We start from the raw sequence: 17669 nt of genomic DNA, 5'->3' as shown, positions 1-17669 counted from the left end.
ATGGCACAAAAAGTGGCTACCCGCGACGCTTACGGCGAGGCCCTGGTGGAGCTCGGGCGCGAGCGCAAAGACATAGTGGTGCTGGACGCCGACCTCTCCAAGTCCACCAAGACCGCCGGCTTCGCCAAGATCTTCCCCGAGCGTTTCTTCAACATGGGCATCGCCGAGGCCAACCTGATGGGCACGGCGGCCGGCCTGGCGGCGGCGGGCAAAGTGCCGTTCGTCAGCACCTTCGCCGTCTTCGCCGCCGGGCGCGCCTTCGACCAGGTGCGCAACTCCATCGCCTACCCGCACCTCAACGTAAAGATCTGCGCCACCCACGCCGGCATCACCGTGGGCGAGGACGGGGCCTCGCACCAGTCCATCGAGGACCTCGCCCTCATGCGCGCCCTCCCCGGGATGACGGTGATCGTCCCGGCGGACGGGCCGGAGACCAAACAGGCCGTGCGGGCGGCGGCGGCGCACAACGGGCCGGTGTACATCCGGCTGGGACGTTCCAGCGTGCCGGTGCTCTTCGATGCGGATTACGAGTTCACCATCGGGCGGGCGGCCGTTCTGCGCCGGGGCGAGGATGTGGCGCTTTTCGCCTGCGGCATCCTGGTGGCCGAGGCCCTGCAGGCGGCGAGGCAACTGGCGGAGAAGGGCATCCGGGCCGCCGTGCTGAACGTGTCCACCCTCAAGCCCTTGGACGAGGAAGCCGTAGTTGCACTGGCCCGCCAAACCGGGGCGGTGGTGACCTGCGAAGAGCACAACATCATCGGCGGCCTGGGGAGCGCCGTGGCCGAGGTGCTGGGCGAAAAGTGCCCTGTGCCGCTGGAACGGGTCGGCGTGCGGGACGTATTCGGCCAGTCGGGCAAGCCGGCGGAACTCCTGGAGCACTACGGCCTCACCGCCGCGCACATCGCGGCGGCGGCCGAGCGCGCCCTGGCGCGCAAGGCGGGGCGGGCATGAAAAAAGCGCCCCTCCTGGTGAGCGCCTGCTTGGCCGGGCAGCGCTGCCGCTACGACGGGAAAGAGAAGGGCTGCCCGCCGCTCAAGGATCTGGTGGCGCGGGGCGCGGCCGTGCCGTTTTGCCCGGAGGTGGCGGGGGGCCTGAGCACGCCCCGGCCGCCGGCCGAGATCCAGGGCGGCGACGGGGCGGACGTGCTGGCAGGGCGGGCGCGCGTGGTGAACCGGGAAGGGAAGGACGTTACCGCCGCCTACCTGGCCGGCGCCCGCGCGGGCGTCGAGCTGGCGCGGCGCCTGGAGGTGCGGCAGGCCGTTCTCAAGGAGCGCAGCCCGGCCTGCGGGGTGAAGGTTGTCCACGACGGCAGCTTCAGCGGCCGGCTGCGCCCTGGCCGGGGCGTGCTGGCCGCCGCCTTGGCCGGTGCCGGCATCGCGGTGCGCTCTGAGGAAGAGAAGAACCCCGAGCAGCGCGACGATGCCGAGGGTAGATAAAAGGGCGGCCCGTGAGGGCCGCCCTTAAGATTTATCGGCGTGGGGCCCGCGTACAACGGCCGTGGGGGCGTTACCTACAGCAGCCTTTGGATGATCTCCGCCGCCCGCACAGGGTTAAAGACCCCGCAGACGCACTGCTTGGCCAGCTCCTGGGCCGCCTTTTCCACCGTGGTGCGCCCGGCCTTCACCTCGTCCACCAGGTGTTCCACCAGCGAGAAGGCCACCATGCCGTGGCCGCACATCGTGCTGATGTCGAGCACCGCCGGGGCCGGGAGCTTCTCCCTCGCCCCGTGGATCCCCAGCGAGTGCTCCACCGTGTGCGCCGCCGTCCCGGCGGCGCAGCAGGCCTCGCCCACCTCGTGCACCAGGCCCGAGACCACGATGGAAAGCCCGATGTCCGCCTCCTTCACCTCTTTCAGGCACTTGAGGACAGTCTCTTTATCCGTGAACACCGCGTGGACGATGGAGTTCTCCCGGAAGTTCCCCAGAATCTCGTCCTTCCCCACGGTGAACATGTTCCCGCTCTTCATGTCGCCGAAGTTCACCGGGTTGTACTTCAAAGCGATGTCGGCGAACCGTTTGAACTTGGGGGCCGCGCCCTGGGAGTTGATCCCCTGGGCCGCGATGGCAAAGATCACGTAGTCGTGGGCCAGGCCCGCGGGGTCGCCGCTTCGGTGCAGGGTGTGGGTCATGGGTTAGTCCTCCTTTGCCAGGGGCCGGCCGAGGCCGGCGTTGGTTTTGCCGTTGATGGAAGGGGTGAACCCGGCCCGGCGGGCCAGCTCCGCCGTGGGGATGGTGCCGTCCTCCGCCACGCGGCTGCAGATGTCCAGCGAGAAGACAGTATCGAGCTCGGCCGCCACCTTCTTGATGGCGGTGAGGATGGGCACCACCTGGTCCTCCCGGCAGTCGAACTCCACAATGGCGGAAAGGACCTTCTCGTTCAGGCAGTCGTCCTTTAATTTCCCGGTGCTCTGGTCCACCATGAGCTGGGTGGTGGGGTTCTTCGGCTCGAACTTGACGCCGAAGGGGGCCACCGCCTGGGCCACCTTCTCCACGTTGTAGAGGCGGGTGCCGGTGCCGGGCCGGCCGAGCTCCACGGCGATGCCGGCGTGACCGCGGCGGAAGCGGCCGGTGACGTCGTTGGTCTTCATCTCCTCGGTGCCGCGCCCGGGGACGTTGGTGCCGGGGTGGGTCACCAGAGGATCGGAGAAGACCTGGCGCAGGATGCGCGGGTACTCGAGCTCAGGCGGCTCGAAGGCGTCCACGGGGCAGACGCCGGCGCGGATGCAGATGCCACACTCCACGCACTCGTCCTCGTTCACCACGGCGTGGTCTTTCAGGCTGATGGCGCGCATGGGGCAGTACGGGACGCAGGAGCCGCAGCCGATGCAAAGATCGGGGTTGATGCGCATGGGACTACCTCCTCATTAGATGATGTGGAGCGCCATGAGCAGCAAAGTAAACCCAAAGGAGACGGCACCGGAGATGACGGTGGCCGGGGTGATGGTGCGCATGGCGATGGGCAGGTCCATATTGGAGAGGGTAGTTGTTACCCAGAACCCGCTGGAGTTAGGGATCTTGATCCACTGGCCGCCCGAGGCACAGGCCAGGAAGGTGGCCAGGGGGCTCAGCCCGAGGGAACCGATCATGGGTTCCATGAGCGCGGCGCCGGTCAGGACGCCCACGGTGTTGGAGCCGGTGATGGTGCAGACCACGGCGCTGATGACGAACGGCACCACGATGGGCGGCAGACCGGAGCTGACGATCATCTGGGCCAGTTCCTTGGAGAGCGGCCCGTCTTTGAGCAGCGCCGCGAGTGCGCCGCCCAGGCCGGTGACGATGATGGGCATGGCCGAGCCGGCGATGCCTTTTTCTACCCAATCGTTAAGCACCGTCTTGTCCCAGCGCCCGGCGAGCGCCATGGCCAGAAAGGTGCCGATAAGAAGAGCCACCATGGGATCGCCCAGGAAGCTCATCACGCCGGCTGCAGTCGTCCCCTTGAGGGCGCTCTCCATCAGGCTGGCTGCGGTGATGAAGACCACCGGGAGCAGGATGGGCATAAAGGACCCGAAGGAGCCGGGCAGCGCCGTCCCGGCTTCTTCCGCCTGTTTAGCGGCGGCGACATGTTCCGGCTTGGGCTCCACCCAGTACTTTTTCTCCAGGTACTTGCAGTAGAGCCAGGTGACGATGACGGTGGGGATGGATACCACAATTCCCCAGAAGATGGACGTTCCCAGGTCCAGCTTCAGAACGGCCGCAGCGGCCAGCGGCCCCGGCGTCGGCGGGACCAGCGAGTGCGTGATATAGGCGGCCAGGAAGAGCAGGGTGCCCAGGCCGCTCATGCTGCGCTTGGTGTAGTAGGCGATGGTGGCGACGATAGGAATGAGGATGATCACGACCGAGTCGGCGAAAACGGCGATCCCCAGGAAGGCCGCGCTGATGGCGACGGCCAGGTCGACGTTTTTTTCGCCCACCAGGCGGATGATGGTCTTGGTGATGGAGACGGCGGCGCCGGTTTCCTCAAGAATTTGGCCCATCACCGTACCGAGGAAGATCACGATGCCGATGGATTTAAGTGTGCCGGCAAAGCCTGAATAGGTAAGGTCAAGGGTTTTCTTCGGCCCCAGACCGATGACCAGACCTAGAGCCAGGACGACCAGCAGGATGGCCAGGGACGGGTGCAGCTTGAATTTCCCGATGAGAAGGACGAGGAAGAAGATGGCCAGGACAAAGGCAACGATCAGCCAGGTGCCGCCCACTTGTTTAACCCCCTTTTCTTATCGCGGGTGTTGAGATAGAGGTGAGGCGCAGCTCCGGTTTTTTGTTCACCACCCCTTTTCCGGAACAGGTTGTTCGACTTTCTCCCCGGCTTCGCCTGTTTATGAAACTTAAGTAATTAACGTAAATAAAGTTCACAAGCGCGGGCGGCTGCCGAATTTTTCCTGCGAAAGAAACTGTAGTTAAAAAAGGATTTCCATGACGCATTGTCGAAGACCTATGGCGCCTGGCGAAGGGACAGGCTTTCTGGCAGTTCAAGGACGAGGAGTGTCGGCGGGTGATCGAGTTTCGCGGGGTCACCAAGGTGTACGCCAAGGGCATTACGGCGCTGACGAACGTCTCGCTTACCATAAAAAAAGGCGAATTTGTCTTTCTGGTGGGGCCGAGCGGCGCCGGTAAATCCACCTTTGTCCGCCTGCTCTTGCGCGAAGAACGGCCGACCGAAGGCCAAATCGTGGTGGACAGCGTGGATACGGGGCGGCTGCGGCCGGTGGACGTTCCCTTTTACCGCCGCAAGATCGGCATGGTGTTTCAGGACTTTCGGCTGCTGCCGGAGCGGACGGTGGCTGAGAACGTGGCCTTTGCCCTGCGGGTGGTGGAGGCGCCGCGCCGGGAGGTCTTGCGCCGGGTGCCGCAGGTGCTGCACCTGGTCGGTCTGGGGCACAAGTCGCGCGCCAAGCCGGCGGAGCTTTCCGGCGGGGAGCAGCAGCGGGTGGCGCTGGCGCGGGCACTGGTGAACAATCCGCCCATCCTCCTGGCGGATGAACCCACCGGCAACCTGGACCCCGAGACGTCGTGGGAGATTATGAAGCTTTTGGTGGAGATCAACCAGCGCGGGACCACAGTGGTGGTGGCCACCCACGCCCGCGACATCGTCGACCGGCTGCGGCGGCGGGTGATCGCCCTGGAGCACGGGCGCGTGGTGCGGGACGAAGAAAAGGGGGGCTACGACCGTGAGGTTTAGCACCTGGGAATTTTACCTGCGGGAGACAGGGCGCAGCCTGGTGCGCAACCGGCTCATGAGCCTGGCCTCCATCAGCACGGTGGCCCTTTCGCTGCTCATCCTAGGCGTTTTTCTTTTGGGTGTCGCCAACCTGAACCACATCGCCGGCACGCTGGAAAACCAGGTGGAGGTGACCGCCTACCTGGACGACAAGGTGAGCGGCGCGGCGCAGGTGGAACTTATCGACCAGGTCAAAGGGCTGCCCGGCGTGCGCGAGGCGCGCTTTGTCAGCAAGGAGGAGGCGCTGCAGCGCCTAAAAGAGCAGTTCGGTGAGCGCCGGGACCTCCTGGCGGCGGTGGAAAAGAACAACCCGCTGCGCAACGCGGTGGAGGTGCGAACCTTGACGCCCGGGGACGTTAAACCGGTGGTGGAGGAACTGAAGAAGCTTCCCGGGGTAGCCAAGGTGAGCTTCAAAGAAGAGATTATCGAGCGGCTGTTTGCCCTTACCCGCGCCATCCGCTACGCCGGGCTGGGGATAGTGCTCCTTTTGGTGGCGGGGACGGTGTTCCTCATCTCCAACACCATCCGCCTGACGGTCTTTGCCCGGCGCCGGGAGATCAGCATCATGAAGCTGGTGGGGGCAACGGACTGGTTCATCCGCTGGCCCTTTCTCTTGGAAGGACTCTGCCTGGGCTTCATCGGCAGCCTGCCCGCCGTGCTCCTGGTGGTACGCTTTTATGCCTGGCTGGCGGCGAACGTTTATACGACGTTGCCCTTCGTACCGCTCCTGGCTCCCGGCGACCTCCTGGGGCGCCTGAGCCTGCTCCTTGTGGGGCTGGGGCTGCTGGTGGGCGGCCTGGGGAGTGCCATCTCGGTGCGACGGTTCCTGCGGGTCTGACCTGGGACATCGTCCAGGGAAATGAAAGGAGAGGAGAATGGCTGTGAAGCGTGCGACGGGAAGGTGGAGGCTGGCTGCGGCTGCCGGACTGGCCCTGCTCCTCACCCTGCTGGCGGGCCTGCCGGGACAAGCCACGCCGCCGCTGCAGCAAAAGCAGCAGGAACTCAAAAGGGTAGAGCAGCAGAAACAGGCCACCGCGCAGCAGCTGAGTCAAACGAAAAAGGTTGAGCGGAACCTCACGGCGCAGTTGAATGCCCTGGAACAGGAGCTGGAGCAGGCCCAGAACGACCTGGCCTATCTTACAGCGCGGCTGACCGGTACGGAAAAGAGCATCCGTGAAACCACGGCCGCCCTTCAGGCGGCGGAAAAGGACCTGGCCGAACAGACGGACATACTGGGGCAGCGCCTGCGGGCCATGCAGGAAAACGGACCGGCTACATACCTGGAGGTACTTTTGAGCTCGCAGGATTTCAACCAGCTGCTGGACCGTTTTGATCTCATGAAGGAGATCGTGGCGCAGGATGTCAAGCTCATGGAAGCCATCAAGGTAAAGCGCGCCCAGATTGAGGACAAGAAAGGGGAGCTCGAACAAAAGAAGGCGGAGCTGCTTGAACTGCAGGCGGCCACCCAGGAGAAGAAGGCGAGCATAGAAGCCAGCAGTAAGGAGAAGGAGCGCCTGCTGGCTGCGACGCAGAAGCAGAAGGAGGCCTATGAGCGCGCCCTGGATGAACTGGAGCAGACCTCGCGGGAACTGGAGTACGCCATCCGCCAGCTGCAGTCCAAGAGCGGGCCCGGCACGGTTTCGCGCGGCAAAGGCGCGTTGGCTTGGCCCACGGCGGGGCGGATCAGCTCCTACTTTGGCTACCGGGTGCATCCGATTTTTAAGACGAAGAAGCTCCACACGGGGCTGGACATCGCCGCGCCGGCGGGGCAAACGGTGGTGGCGGCCGCCGACGGGACGGTGATCATGGCGGACTGGTACGGCGGGTACGGTAAAACGGTGGTCATCGACCACGGCGGCGGGATCGCCACCCTGTACGGGCACAACTCGGCCCTCCTGGTTTCCGTGGGACAGAAGGTACGCCGGGGCCAGGCCATCGCCCGGGTGGGCAGCACCGGCTTCTCCACCGGCCCCCACAGTCACTTTGAGGTGCGGGTGAACGGTACGCCGGTGAATCCGCTCAGCTACCTGTAAGCCGGGCGGCCGGACGGCGCCCGGCCGGGCCCGTGGGGGGCTCAGGCGGTGCGGCCGCCCTCGCGTGGGAGCATAAAAAGTGAACGGCCGAGCGGCCGTTCTTTTTTATGCTTCGGGGCGCACTAATGTTAAGGAGCAACAGGGTTTAAGGCGGTGAACGGCGAAAAGAATAATATAAATAGAACAAGAAGATGAAAAGGACGCGCAATACCCGGAAGGGGGGCGCAGGGTGCGCAGAAAGCGCTGGCAGCGGCGGCTGGGGGGACTCGTAGCGGCCATGCTCCTGGGGTTGGTGCTGGTGGTGGTTATACGGCGTTACTGCGGCCTCCAGAGCATCCTGCTGCAGTTCGGCGAGTTGAAGCCTGTGGTCGAGGCCATGTACCTTCTGGAACGCAACTACGTGGGGCCGACCGGCCGGCCGGCGCTCCTGGCGGGAGCCATCCAGGGCGTAGTGGAGGAACTGGACGACCCGTACAGCGTTTACTTTGAGCCGGCGGTGCTGGCCGGTGCGGCCCAGGAACAGGGGGGCGGGTGCGGCGGCGTGGGGATTCTGGTGACGGTGCGCCAAGGAAAGCTGGTGATCGCCGAGGCACCGGTGCCGGGTTCGCCGGCTGCCGAGGCCGAGCTTGCCGCCGGTGATGTCATCGAGGCCATCAACGGGAAAAAAGTGAGCAGCCTGACTTTTGAGACCGCCGTAGAACTGTTGCACGGGCCGGAGGGGAGCCGGGTGGTGCTCACGGTGGCCCGGGCGGGGGCCGGCCGCGCCTGGGATGTCACCCTCACCCGGGCGCGCGTGGAGCTGCCCACGGTGCGCTGCCGGCTCCTCGGCGATTACCCCGGGGTGGGCTACATCCGCCTGACCATGTTCACGGAAACATCGGGGCAGGAGCTGAAGGAGGGCCTGGCCCGCCTGCGCCGGCGGGGAGTGGGGTACCTGGTGTTGGACCTTCGGGGCAACCCGGGCGGCTGTCTGCCTGCCGCCGTGGAAGTGGCGGAGGTGTTTGTGCCCCGGGGAAAACCGGTGCTTCACATCAAGGAGCGGGGCAAGGCACGCTTTACCATAACCTCGCGCGGCTCTCCGTACCTGGACCTGCCCCTGGCGGTGTTGGTGGACAAAGGGAGTGCCAGCGGTGCCGAGATAGTGGCCGGCGCCATCCAGGATGCCGGCTCCGGTGTGGTGGTGGGACAGCGCACGGCCGGCAAGGGCTCGGTGCAGACCCTTTTCCGCCTGCAAAACGGCGGCGGGCTGAAGCTCTCCACCGCCCGGTACTTTTTACCGTCGGGGCGCAGCTTGGAAGGGCGCGGGCTGGTACCGGATGTGCCGGTGGAGCAGGGAGCGGAAGGGGTGGACGACCAGCTCCTGGCGGCTCTGCGCAAGCTGCCTGAGGCTGCGGCGGCGAAAACAGGTGGGTGGTAGCGGCTGTCGAGAAAAGGCAGAATAGCTCGTGAGGAAAGCTGCCACAATTGGGAGGAGTTTTAGCCTTTACCTAGAATTAACACTAAAGATACATTATAACTCAAGGGGAGGGTTTTGGGTGCAAAGGTTAGTACGCAAAGGGTTCTTGGTTCTAGCAGCAGCGCTTCTGGCAGTAACCCTGGTGGCTGGGTGCAGCTCACAGCCGGCACCGGCGGGAGAGCAAAAAGGAGGCGAGCCGCAACCGGCTGCGGAAAAGAAGTTCGTCAACATCGCCACCGGCGGTACCGCGGGGACTTACTACCCGCTGGGCGGTGCCATTGCCGACATCCTGAATAAGAATGTTCCCGGGGCCAACGCCAGCGCCCAGAGCACCGGCGCTTCCGTGGCCAACGTGAACATGCTGCAGGACGGCAGCGTGGAGATGGCGTTTATCCAGAACGACATCGCTTACTATGCCGCCAACGGCACCGAGATGTTTAAGGACAAGAAGGTCGAGGGACTGCGGGGCATTGCCACCCTCTACCCAGAGACTATTCAGATTGTCACTCTGGCCAAGACGGGCATTAAAGATGTCGCCGGTCTCAAGGGCAAGAGGGTGGCCGTGGGGGCCGCCGGCAGCGGCACCGAGGCGAACGCCCGCCAGATCCTGGGGGCTTACGGCATTACGTACAATGACATTACGGTGCAGTATTTGTCCTTCGCCGAGGCGGCCAACAACCTGAAGGACGGCAACGTAGACGCGGCCTTCGTCACCGCCGGGTTCCCCACTGCGGCCATCCAGGACATTGCCGCCCAGCACGACGTGGTGCTGCTACCGGTGCCGGAAGACGTGGCCGACAAGCTGATTCAGCAGTATCCCTTCTACACCAAGGTGACCATCCCGGCGGGGACCTACCCGAAGCAGGATGCGGATGTCAAGGCCGTGGCCGTGCGGGCGATGCTGGCGGTAACCGACAAGATGGATGAGCAGCTGGCCTATGACATCACCAAAGCCATCTACACCAACCTGGACCGGCTGCAAAGTGCGCATGCCGTCGGCAAACTGATCACCAAAGAGACGGCCCAGGATGGTATGTCCGTTAAGCTTCACCCCGGTGCAGAGAAGTTCTTCAAGGAATAAGCGAAGCACCTGCGCGCCGAGCGGGGGAAGCGAGCACGGTAGCAAGCAGCTGAGGGGGGTGGCTGGGCGCCGGGTCTTGCCCGGTGCCCAGCTTGTATGAAGAAGTCACGGCAGCGTTTGCTTTCGAGCGTGGCGGCGGGACTGGCTTTGCTGGCGCTCCTGAATTGGCGGCTACCTTGTCTGGTAGTCACGGGTGCGGACGGGCGGCCGCTTTTGCGTTTTCCTCTGTGGCCCGAAAAGCAGTTCACCCTGACCTACGTGCACTCGGTTCAGAAGACACCCTGCTACGAAAACATCGAACTGGGGCCGGACGGCGACCTGGTGCTGACGTCCACCGAGTACGAGTCGCTGGGGGTAGGGCTTCCTTTTTCAGCAGGGGAAGGGAAGCTGGTAAACAGGGATGGGCACTTCATCTTAACCGGTCTCAACCGGCACTTTGCCGAAATTGACCTGCGGGCCGTGCCCGTGGCCCGGCAGGCTCTTATCGTCCGCGGGCACCGTTTTGACCTGAACAATACGTTTGCTCCCGGTACCTTGATCCGCCTTAAGGTGAGGCCTGTCACGTTGTTCCAGATCTTCCGGGAGAAACTCTGCAAGGGGGAGGATTAGCCTGGTGCCGAAGGATGCTGTACCGAAAGAGGAAACCCTCGACCTGGATAAGTTCATGGCGCAGTACGACAAAGAGTCGGACTACCGCCGCCTGCAGGGTCCGGCGGCCCGGGTGGTGGCAGCTGTTGCCATTGCTTTTTCCGTTTTTCAACTGTATACGGCCGTCTTCGGTGTTCTGGACGCTCACCTGCAGCGTTCCATCCACCTTTCCTTCGCCATGGCCCTGGTGTTTCTCCTCTATCCGAGCCGCAAGAACTGGTCGCGCACGCAGCTGCACTGGTTTGACGTCCTGCTGGCGATGGCGGCGGCCGCGACACCGCTTTACATCGTGGCCTTTTATCAGGACTTGGTCCTCAGGGCCGGGCGGGTGACGCCGACGGATCTGCTCATCGGCGCCCTGGGAGTGTTTTTGATCCTGGAAGCGGCACGGCGCGTGGTGGGCTGGCCTATCGTGATCGTGGCCAGCGCTTTCCTGGTGTACGCCTTCCTCGGCCCCATGATGCCGGGCATTCTCGCCCACAAGGGGCTTACCCTAGGGCAACTGGTGGACCACCTCTATTTCACCACCGAAGGCGTGTTCGGCATCCCGCTGGGTGTATCCTCCACCTTCATCTTTCTCTTCATCCTCTTTGGCGCCTACCTGGAGAAAACCGGGATGGGCAGGTTCTTCATCGACCTGGCCAACGCTTTGGCCGGCTGGGCCAGCGGCGGCCCGGCCAAGGTGGCCGTGCTTTCCAGCGGGCTCATGGGTACCATTTCCGGGAGTTCAGTGGCCAACGTGGCCGGAACGGGCAGCTTTACCATCCCCATGATGAAGAGCCTGGGGTACCGGCCGGAGTTTGCCGGTGCCGTGGAGGCGGCGGCCTCCACCGGCGGGCAGCTGATGCCGCCGATTATGGGTGCAGCCGCGTTTCTCATGGCAGAATTCATCGGTATCCCCTACATTCAGGTGGTGAAAGCGGCGGTAATCCCTGCCGTTCTTTACTTTACCGGCATCTGGATCGGCGTCCACCTGGAGGCACAAAAACTGGGGCTTAAGGGTATCCCGCGGGAGCAATTGCCGCGCATCGGCCGGCTTTTGCTGGAAAGGGGCCACCTGGCCATTCCCCTGATTGCCATCATTTATCTTCTGGTGTCGGGCCGCACGCCGATGCGGGCGGCGCTCTGGGCGATTCTCCTGGCGATCCTTGCTTCGCTCCTCAGGCGCTCCACGCGGATCTCGCTGCGGGATGTCATCGACGGGCTGGAACAGGGTGCCCGCAGCGCCCTAGGGGTGGTGATTGCCTGTGCGACGGCCGGCGTTATCATCGGCGTGGTAACCAAGACCGGGCTCGGCCTTAAGCTGGCCACGGCCCTGGTGGACCTGGCCCACGGCGCCCTCCTGCCCACGCTGTTTTTCACCATGATCTCCTCGCTGATTCTAGGCATGGGGGTACCTACCACCGCCAACTACGTGATCACGTCCACGATTGCGGCCCCGGCGCTCATCCGCATCGGGGTGCCGGTGATTGCGGCGCACATGTTCGTTTTCTACTTTGGCATTATCGCCGACGTTACGCCGCCGGTGGCCCTGGCCGCCTATGCCGGCTCGGGCATCGCCAAGAGCAACCCGATGCAAACAGGTGTGAACGCCTCTAAGCTGGCGATCGCCGCCTTCCTGATCCCGTACATTTTCGTCACCTCGCCGGCTTTACTGCTGGTGAACGCCACACTGCCCCTGGTGGTGAGGATGATAGCCACCTCGCTCATCGGCATGGTGGGGGTGGGAGCAGCTGTCAACGGATTTCTGGTCACGACAGCCAACCCGGTGGAACGCCTGCTCTTCTTTGTGGGCGGGCTGCTCCTCATCCAGCCGGCGGTGCAGACGGACATCATCGGCATCGCCCTGCTTGTGGCCGCCTGCCTGAGCCAGCGCGTGCGCCTGGCCCGGAAGCGGGCGGAGGGCGTCCGGATGCAGTAACAGCGCCCGACCTTTTTCAAGGTTTTGTGAAGAATAGCTGCGGCTCCTGGACAGAGCGCCCGGCCGGGTAGTAAAATCTACTTGCGAAGGGAAGCTAAGCCCGGACGATGTTCAGGAGGTGCAGAACCATGGGTGGGCTCTGGCAAAGGCTCGCACATAATAGGATTTACGTTTTGGTGGCCCTGATCGCGCTGCTGGCGGGGGCGACTCTGATGGCCGGTGGGGTGGCGGCGTACAGTTACTACCTGGCCACAAACGCCGGTTACAGTACCCAGGCGCAGGCGGCACCGCTGCCGAGCGCCGCCCCGGCAGCCGTACCGGCCCTGCCGGGAGTAGGTGCGAACAGCATCGCCGACATGGTGAACCGCGTGGGGCCGGCGGTGGTGATGATCAACACCACGGTAGTGGAAAAGACATCGGGAATAGATCCCTTCCTTAACGACCCCTTCTTCCGCCAGTTCTTCGGCAACCGGTTGCCGCTGCCCCAGGAGCGGCAGAGCCACGGCATCGGGAGCGGCTTCATCACCAGCGCGGACGGTTACATCCTCACCAACGAACACGTGGTGGACGGTGCGCAGGACGTTGAAGTGACGGTGGCGGGCTACGATAAACCTTTCCCGGCCAAGGTGGTGGGCACGGACAAAGAGCTGGACCTGGCCATTCTCAAGATCAACGCCCCGAAGCCGCTGCCGACGGTGCCGCTGGGCAACTCCGATCAGACGCGGGTGGGCGAGTGGGTGGTGGCCATCGGTAACCCCTACGGGTTGGACCACACGGTGACGGTGGGTGTAGTGAGCGCCAAGGGGCGCCCGGTGCCGGTGCAGGACCGCATTTACAAGAACCTGCTGCAGACCGATGCCGCCATCAACCCGGGCAACAGCGGCGGCCCGCTCCTTAACCTAAAGGGTGAGGTCATCGGCATCAACACGGCGGTGAATGCCCAGGGGCAGGGCCTCGGTTTCGCCATCCCCATAAACACGGCCAAGGACGTTATGGAGCAGCTGCGCACCCAAGGCAAAGTGGTACGCCCCTGGCTGGGGGTCTCAATCCTGGACGTGACGGCCGACCTGCAGCAGTACTTCAAGCTGCCCGACCGCAAAGGCGCCATCGTAGGCGAAGTGATGAACGGCAGCCCGGCGGAGAAGGCCGGCCTTCAGGTGGGTGACGTGATCCGCAAGGTGGATAACCAGCCGATCGACAATGCCCAGGCGCTGGTGGATGCCATCGCTAAGAAGAAGATCGGCCAGAGCGTAGGCCTTGAGATCTACCGCGGCGGCCGTACCCTCTTCCGGTTGGTGACGATTGCCGAGAAACCTTAATAGGTTGGCAGAGGTTGGGACAAGGGCGGGGCCTGCCGCTTCCGGCAGGCCCTGCGTGCTTGCCGGCGGCCGGCGGGCGCGTTTGCCAGAGCATCGCTGCCTGTGCTACAATGGCGGTAGTGGTAAGGCGCCGCTGGATCAGCGCAGCGAATGAGGTCAGGGGGCGGCAAGGGCAGAGGAGGAGTCGCGTGGCGAAAGCAGCGCAAGGGAGCCGGCCCAGTGAGCTGAGCCGGCGCATTTGGTACCTGGCCTGGCCGGCCATCCTGGAGATGGGCCTCCACCTGCTGGTGGAGGTGGTGGATACCGCCATGGTGGGCCGGCTGGGGGCGCGGGAGCTGGCGGCGGTGGCCTTGGGCGGCCGCGTGGTGTTTTCCGTCATCTTCGTGTTCGCGGCCGTAGGCACCGGGGCGGCCGCCCTGGTGGCGCGCGCCGTGGGGGCCGCGGACCGTGAAGAGGCGCAGCGCACGGCTGCCCAGGCCGTCACGCTGGCCTTTCTCCTCGGACTCATCATGGCGGTTGGCGGCCGCGTCCTGGCCGGCCCGCTCTTCCGCCTTACCCAGGCCGAGCCTGCGGTGCAGCGCCTGGCCCGGGAGTACTTGGGGATCGTCATCTTGAGCAGCGTGCTCATGCTGCCCCTTTTTGTGGTAAACGCCCTCCTGCGCAGTGCCGGCGACACGCGCACGCCGCTTATCCTGGCGGCCTTCACCAACAGCCTGAACATCGCCGGCGACTACGTGTTGATCTTCGGCGGGGGGCCTTTCCCCGCCCTCGGGGTGCGCGGCGCCGCCGTGGCCACCGCCGGGGCGCAGCTGGCGGGGGCGCTGGCCGCCCTGGCCCTGGTGTTCTCGGGGCGAGGAGCCATCCAGGTCCGGCCGGCGCGGCTCTTGACCTGGGACGCGCCGCGGGTGCGGCGCATCCTGCGCCTGGGCACGCCGGCCGCCCTGGAGGAGCTCACCTATACCGTGAGCAGCCTGGCGCTCCTTTTTCTGGTCAGCCGGCTGGGGACGGTCTCCCTGGCGGCGCACCAGGTGGCGCTCACGGTGGAAGGGCTGTCGTTCATGCCCGGCTGGGGGTTTGCCATTGCGGCCGGCACCCTGAGCGGCCAGTACCTGGGGGCACGGGACCCGGAGGTGGCCTTCCAGAGCGGCTGGCTCACTGCCCGCTACTGCCTGCGCGTCATGGGGAGCATGGGCCTTGTCTTCTTCCTGGCACCACGATTCCTCGCCGGCCTGTTCACCGCTGAGCCCGGCGTTGCGGCCCTGGCCGCCGCCTGCATTCGCATCGGGGCGCTGGAGCAGGTGCCCATCGCCTTTGAGATGGTGCTCTCCGGCTCCCTGCGCGGGGCCGGCGACACGCGTTTTCCCTTCCTGGTTTCTGCGTTCGGCAACTGGGTTTTCCGCCTGCCGCTGGTGTACCTGATAACGGTGGTATGGGTGCTCCCGGTATGGTCGGTGTGGGTGATCACCGTGCTCGACTGGCTCATCCGCGCCGGCCTGCTTTTCACCCGCTACCGCGGCCGCCGCTGGATGGCGGCACGGGTGTAGCGGACGCGACGGAGGTAGTCCCTTTGCGGGTAGGCAAAAGGGGGTGAGTACATGAAGGAATGCTTTCACCTGGTTTCCGAGTTCAGGCCGCGGGGCGACCAGCCCAAGGCCATCCGCGAGCTGGCCGCCGGCGTCGAGCGCGGCCATAAATACCAGACGCTGCTCGGGGTGACCGGCTCGGGCAAGACCTTCACCATGGCCGGCGTGATCGAGGCCGTGCAGAAGCCCACTTTGGTGATCGCCCACAACAAGACCCTGGCGGCCCAGCTCTGCGGCGAGTTCCGCGAGTTCTTCCCGGAAAACGCCGTGGAGTACTTCGTGAGCTACTACGACTACTACCAGCCCGAGGCCTACATCCCGCAGACGGATACGTACATCGAAAAAGACGCCTCCATCAACGAGGAGATCGACAAGCTGCGCCACGCCGCCACCAGCGCCGTCCTGGAGCGGCGGGACGTCATCGTGGTGGCCAGCGTCTCCTGCATCTACGGCCTGGGCTCGCCGGAGGAGTACCGGGAACAGGTGCTTTCGCTCCGCAAGGGTGCGGCGCGCGACCGCGACGAGGTGCTGCGCCGCCTCGTCGACATGCAGTACGGCCGCAACGACCTGGAGCTTACGCGCGGGAAGTTCCGCGTGCGCGGCGACGTGGTGGAGATCTTTCCTGCCGGGTCCACCCAGCGCGGCATCCGGGTGGAGTTCTTCGGCGACGAGATCGACTCGCTCCTCGAGTTCGACACCCTTACCGGCGAGATCATCGGCGAGCGCAGCCACGTGGCCATCTATCCGGCCAGCCACTACGTCACCTCGGCGGCGACGCGGCGGCGCGCCATCGCCGGCATCGAGGCGGAACTGGCGGAGCGCCTGGCCGAGCTCCGGGCGCAGGGCAAGGCCTTTGAGGCCCACCGGCTGGAGCAGCGCACCCGCTACGACCTGGAGATGCTGGCCGAGGTGGGCTACTGCCAGGGAATCGAGAACTACTCCCGCCACCTCACCGGGCGGGCGCCGGGCGAGCCGCCCTACACGCTGCTCGACTACTTCCCGGACGACTACCTGGTGCTTATCGACGAGTCGCACATGACCCTGCCCCAGCTCCACGCCATGTACGCCGGGGACCGGTCGCGCAAGGACAGCCTGGTGGAGCACGGCTTCCGCCTGCCCTCCGCTTACGACAACCGGCCCCTTACCTTTGACGAGTTCATTGAGCGCGTCCCGCAGGTGGTCTTTACCTCAGCCACCCCGGGGCCGTTTGAACTGAAGGTGAGCAGCCAGGTGGTGGAGCAGGTGGTGCGGCCCACCGGCCTGGTGGATCCGGAGATCGAGGTGCGGCCTACCAAAGGGCAGATCGACGACCTCCTGGGCGAGATCCGGCAGCGCGCCGCCAAAAACCAGCGCGTGCTCGTCACCACCCTCACCAAGCGCATGGCCGAGGACCTTACCGATTACTTCACGGAGATGGGTGTGCGCGTGCGTTACCTGCACTCCGACATCGGCACCATCGAGCGCATGGAGATCATCCGCGACCTGCGCCTGGGCGAGTTCGACGTGCTGGTGGGGATCAACCTGCTGCGCGAGGGCCTGGACCTGCCCGAGGTGTCGCTGGTGGCCATCCTGGATGCGGATAAGGAAGGGTTCCTGCGCTCGGAGCGCTCGCTCATCCAGACCATCGGCCGGGCGGCGCGCAACGTGGAGGGGCGGGTGCTGATGTACGCCGACACCGTCACCGACTCCATGCGCCGGGCCATCGACGAGACGAACCGGCGGCGCCGGGTGCAGATGGCGTACAACGAGCGGCACGGCATTACGCCGCAGACGGTGCACAAGGCGGTGCGCGACGTGATCGAGGCCACCAAGGCGGCGGAAAAGCCGGAGGAGTACCTGCCGGAGGCCAAGAAGGTCAGCGCCATGAGCCGGGCCGAGCTCCGGGCCTGGGTGCGGGACCTGGAGGAACGCATGCACGCTGCGGCGCGGCGACTGGCTTTCGAAGAGGCGGCCGAGCTGCGTGACCTGCTCCTGGAAGCCAAGCTGCTGCTGGAGGGCGATACAGCGCCGGCGAAAAAAATGAGTAGCCGGGCCCAAAAGGAAAAAAATAGCTGTACAACGGCGGGCCGTCTGGATAAAATAGAAGCAAAGGCAAAAAGGAGGAAGCGCGCATGACCGTGCCGGAGGTTATCGTTTACACCACCCCGACGTGACCCTACTGCACCTTGGTGAAAGAGTTTCTTTCCCAAAACAACGTTGCCTACCAGGAAAAGAACGTGGCTGTGGACCGCGCCGCCCGCCAGGAGATGCTGGGCCTCACCGGGCGCTCGGCGGTGCCTACGGTGAAAATCGGCGACGAAGTGATCGTGGGCTTTGACAAGGCCCGCATCTCCGAGCTTCTGGGACTTTAGCGCCGGCGGTGGACAAGGCCCGGACCTACAGCAGGTCCGGGCCGTCTTTCGGGGAAGCTG

The 17669-nt window shown here is 64.9% G+C and carries 16 protein-coding genes; 13 read left to right on the top strand and 3 right to left on the bottom strand.

Going from position 1 to position 17669, the window contains the following annotated elements; translation table 11 throughout:
- On the top strand, positions 1 to 951 hold the full coding sequence (locus K5554_RS11360) for a transketolase family protein (RefSeq protein ID WP_221038576.1): 951 nt from the start codon (positions 1 to 3) through the stop codon (positions 949 to 951).
- Entirely contained in the window at positions 948 to 1436 is a 489-nt protein-coding gene (locus tag K5554_RS11355) for a DUF523 domain-containing protein (RefSeq protein WP_221038575.1), read from the top strand. Before K5554_RS11360 ends, K5554_RS11355 begins: the two co-directional genes overlap by 4 nt.
- A 74-nt stretch (positions 1437 to 1510) precedes the next feature.
- On the opposite strand, the gene K5554_RS11350 is transcribed toward K5554_RS11355, so the two are convergent.
- Genes K5554_RS11350 through K5554_RS11340 form a run of 3 tightly spaced genes read right to left on the bottom strand, consistent with a single transcriptional unit; the run spans position 1511 to position 4195 of the window.
- A complete protein-coding gene (locus K5554_RS11350) occupies positions 1511 to 2128 on the bottom strand; it encodes a hypothetical protein (RefSeq protein WP_221038574.1) in 618 nt (205 codons plus the stop codon).
- Between the two features lie 3 nt (positions 2129 to 2131).
- Positions 2132 to 2848, bottom strand: coding sequence for a DUF362 domain-containing protein (locus K5554_RS11345; RefSeq protein WP_221038573.1), 717 nt, complete (start codon positions 2846 to 2848; stop codon positions 2132 to 2134).
- 15 nt (positions 2849 to 2863) lie between these two features.
- Entirely contained in the window at positions 2864 to 4195 is a 1332-nt protein-coding gene (locus K5554_RS11340; protein WP_221038572.1) for a GntP family permease, read from the bottom strand.
- A gap of 296 nt (positions 4196 to 4491) precedes the next feature.
- Here K5554_RS11340 and ftsE point away from each other — a divergent pair, with 296 nt between their 5' ends.
- The 11 genes from ftsE (at position 4492) to K5554_RS11285 (ending at position 17609) form a co-directional block, all read left to right on the top strand.
- On the top strand, positions 4492 to 5178 hold the full coding sequence (gene ftsE, locus K5554_RS11335) for a cell division ATP-binding protein FtsE (RefSeq protein WP_221038571.1): 687 nt from the start codon (positions 4492 to 4494) through the stop codon (positions 5176 to 5178).
- Positions 5168 to 6055, top strand: a complete 888-nt coding sequence (ftsX, locus tag K5554_RS11330) for a permease-like cell division protein FtsX (RefSeq protein WP_221038570.1) — start codon at positions 5168 to 5170, stop codon at positions 6053 to 6055. Before ftsE ends, ftsX begins: the two co-directional genes overlap by 11 nt.
- A 37-nt stretch (positions 6056 to 6092) precedes the next feature.
- Positions 6093 to 7250 carry a murein hydrolase activator EnvC gene (locus tag K5554_RS11325; protein WP_221038569.1) on the top strand — a complete coding sequence of 386 codons (1158 nt, stop codon included), beginning with the start codon at positions 6093 to 6095 and terminating at the stop codon, positions 7248 to 7250.
- A gap of 229 nt (positions 7251 to 7479) precedes the next feature.
- Positions 7480 to 8667 carry a S41 family peptidase gene (locus K5554_RS11320; protein WP_221038568.1) on the top strand — a complete coding sequence of 396 codons (1188 nt, stop codon included), beginning with the start codon at positions 7480 to 7482 and terminating at the stop codon, positions 8665 to 8667.
- Positions 8668 to 8785: 118 nt separating this feature from the next.
- Positions 8786 to 9787: a TAXI family TRAP transporter solute-binding subunit gene (locus K5554_RS11315; protein ID WP_221038567.1), complete on the top strand. Its 1002-nt coding sequence runs from the start codon at positions 8786 to 8788 to the stop codon at positions 9785 to 9787.
- Positions 9788 to 9883: 96 nt separating this feature from the next.
- Complete coding sequence (locus K5554_RS11310; protein ID WP_221038566.1) at positions 9884 to 10396, top strand: DUF1850 domain-containing protein; 513 nt, start codon at positions 9884 to 9886, stop codon at positions 10394 to 10396.
- A gap of 55 nt (positions 10397 to 10451) precedes the next feature.
- On the top strand, positions 10452 to 12356 hold the full coding sequence (locus tag K5554_RS11305) for a TRAP transporter permease (RefSeq protein ID WP_370636986.1): 1905 nt from the start codon (positions 10452 to 10454) through the stop codon (positions 12354 to 12356).
- A gap of 128 nt (positions 12357 to 12484) precedes the next feature.
- A complete protein-coding gene (locus K5554_RS11300; RefSeq protein WP_221038564.1) occupies positions 12485 to 13675 on the top strand; it encodes a trypsin-like peptidase domain-containing protein in 1191 nt (396 codons plus the stop codon).
- A gap of 188 nt (positions 13676 to 13863) precedes the next feature.
- Positions 13864 to 15219 (top strand): MATE family efflux transporter, encoded by a 1356-nt coding sequence (locus K5554_RS11295; RefSeq protein ID WP_221038563.1) that lies wholly within the window; start codon positions 13864 to 13866, stop codon positions 15217 to 15219.
- Positions 15220 to 15270: 51 nt separating this feature from the next.
- Complete coding sequence (gene uvrB, locus K5554_RS11290; protein WP_221038562.1) at positions 15271 to 17373, top strand: excinuclease ABC subunit UvrB; 2103 nt, start codon at positions 15271 to 15273, stop codon at positions 17371 to 17373.
- A gap of 50 nt (positions 17374 to 17423) precedes the next feature.
- Positions 17424 to 17609 carry a glutaredoxin family protein gene (locus tag K5554_RS11285; protein ID WP_221038561.1) on the top strand — a complete coding sequence of 62 codons (186 nt, stop codon included), beginning with the start codon at positions 17424 to 17426 and terminating at the stop codon, positions 17607 to 17609.
- Positions 17610 to 17669: the final 60 nt, after the last annotated feature.

The sequence above is a fragment of the Gelria sp. Kuro-4 genome, assembly GCF_019668485.1.
Classification (GTDB): domain Bacteria; phylum Bacillota; class DTU030; order DUMP01; family DUMP01; genus DUMP01.
Note: the sequence above shows the minus strand (reverse complement) of the source record. Positions and strands in the feature narration are given on the sequence as shown.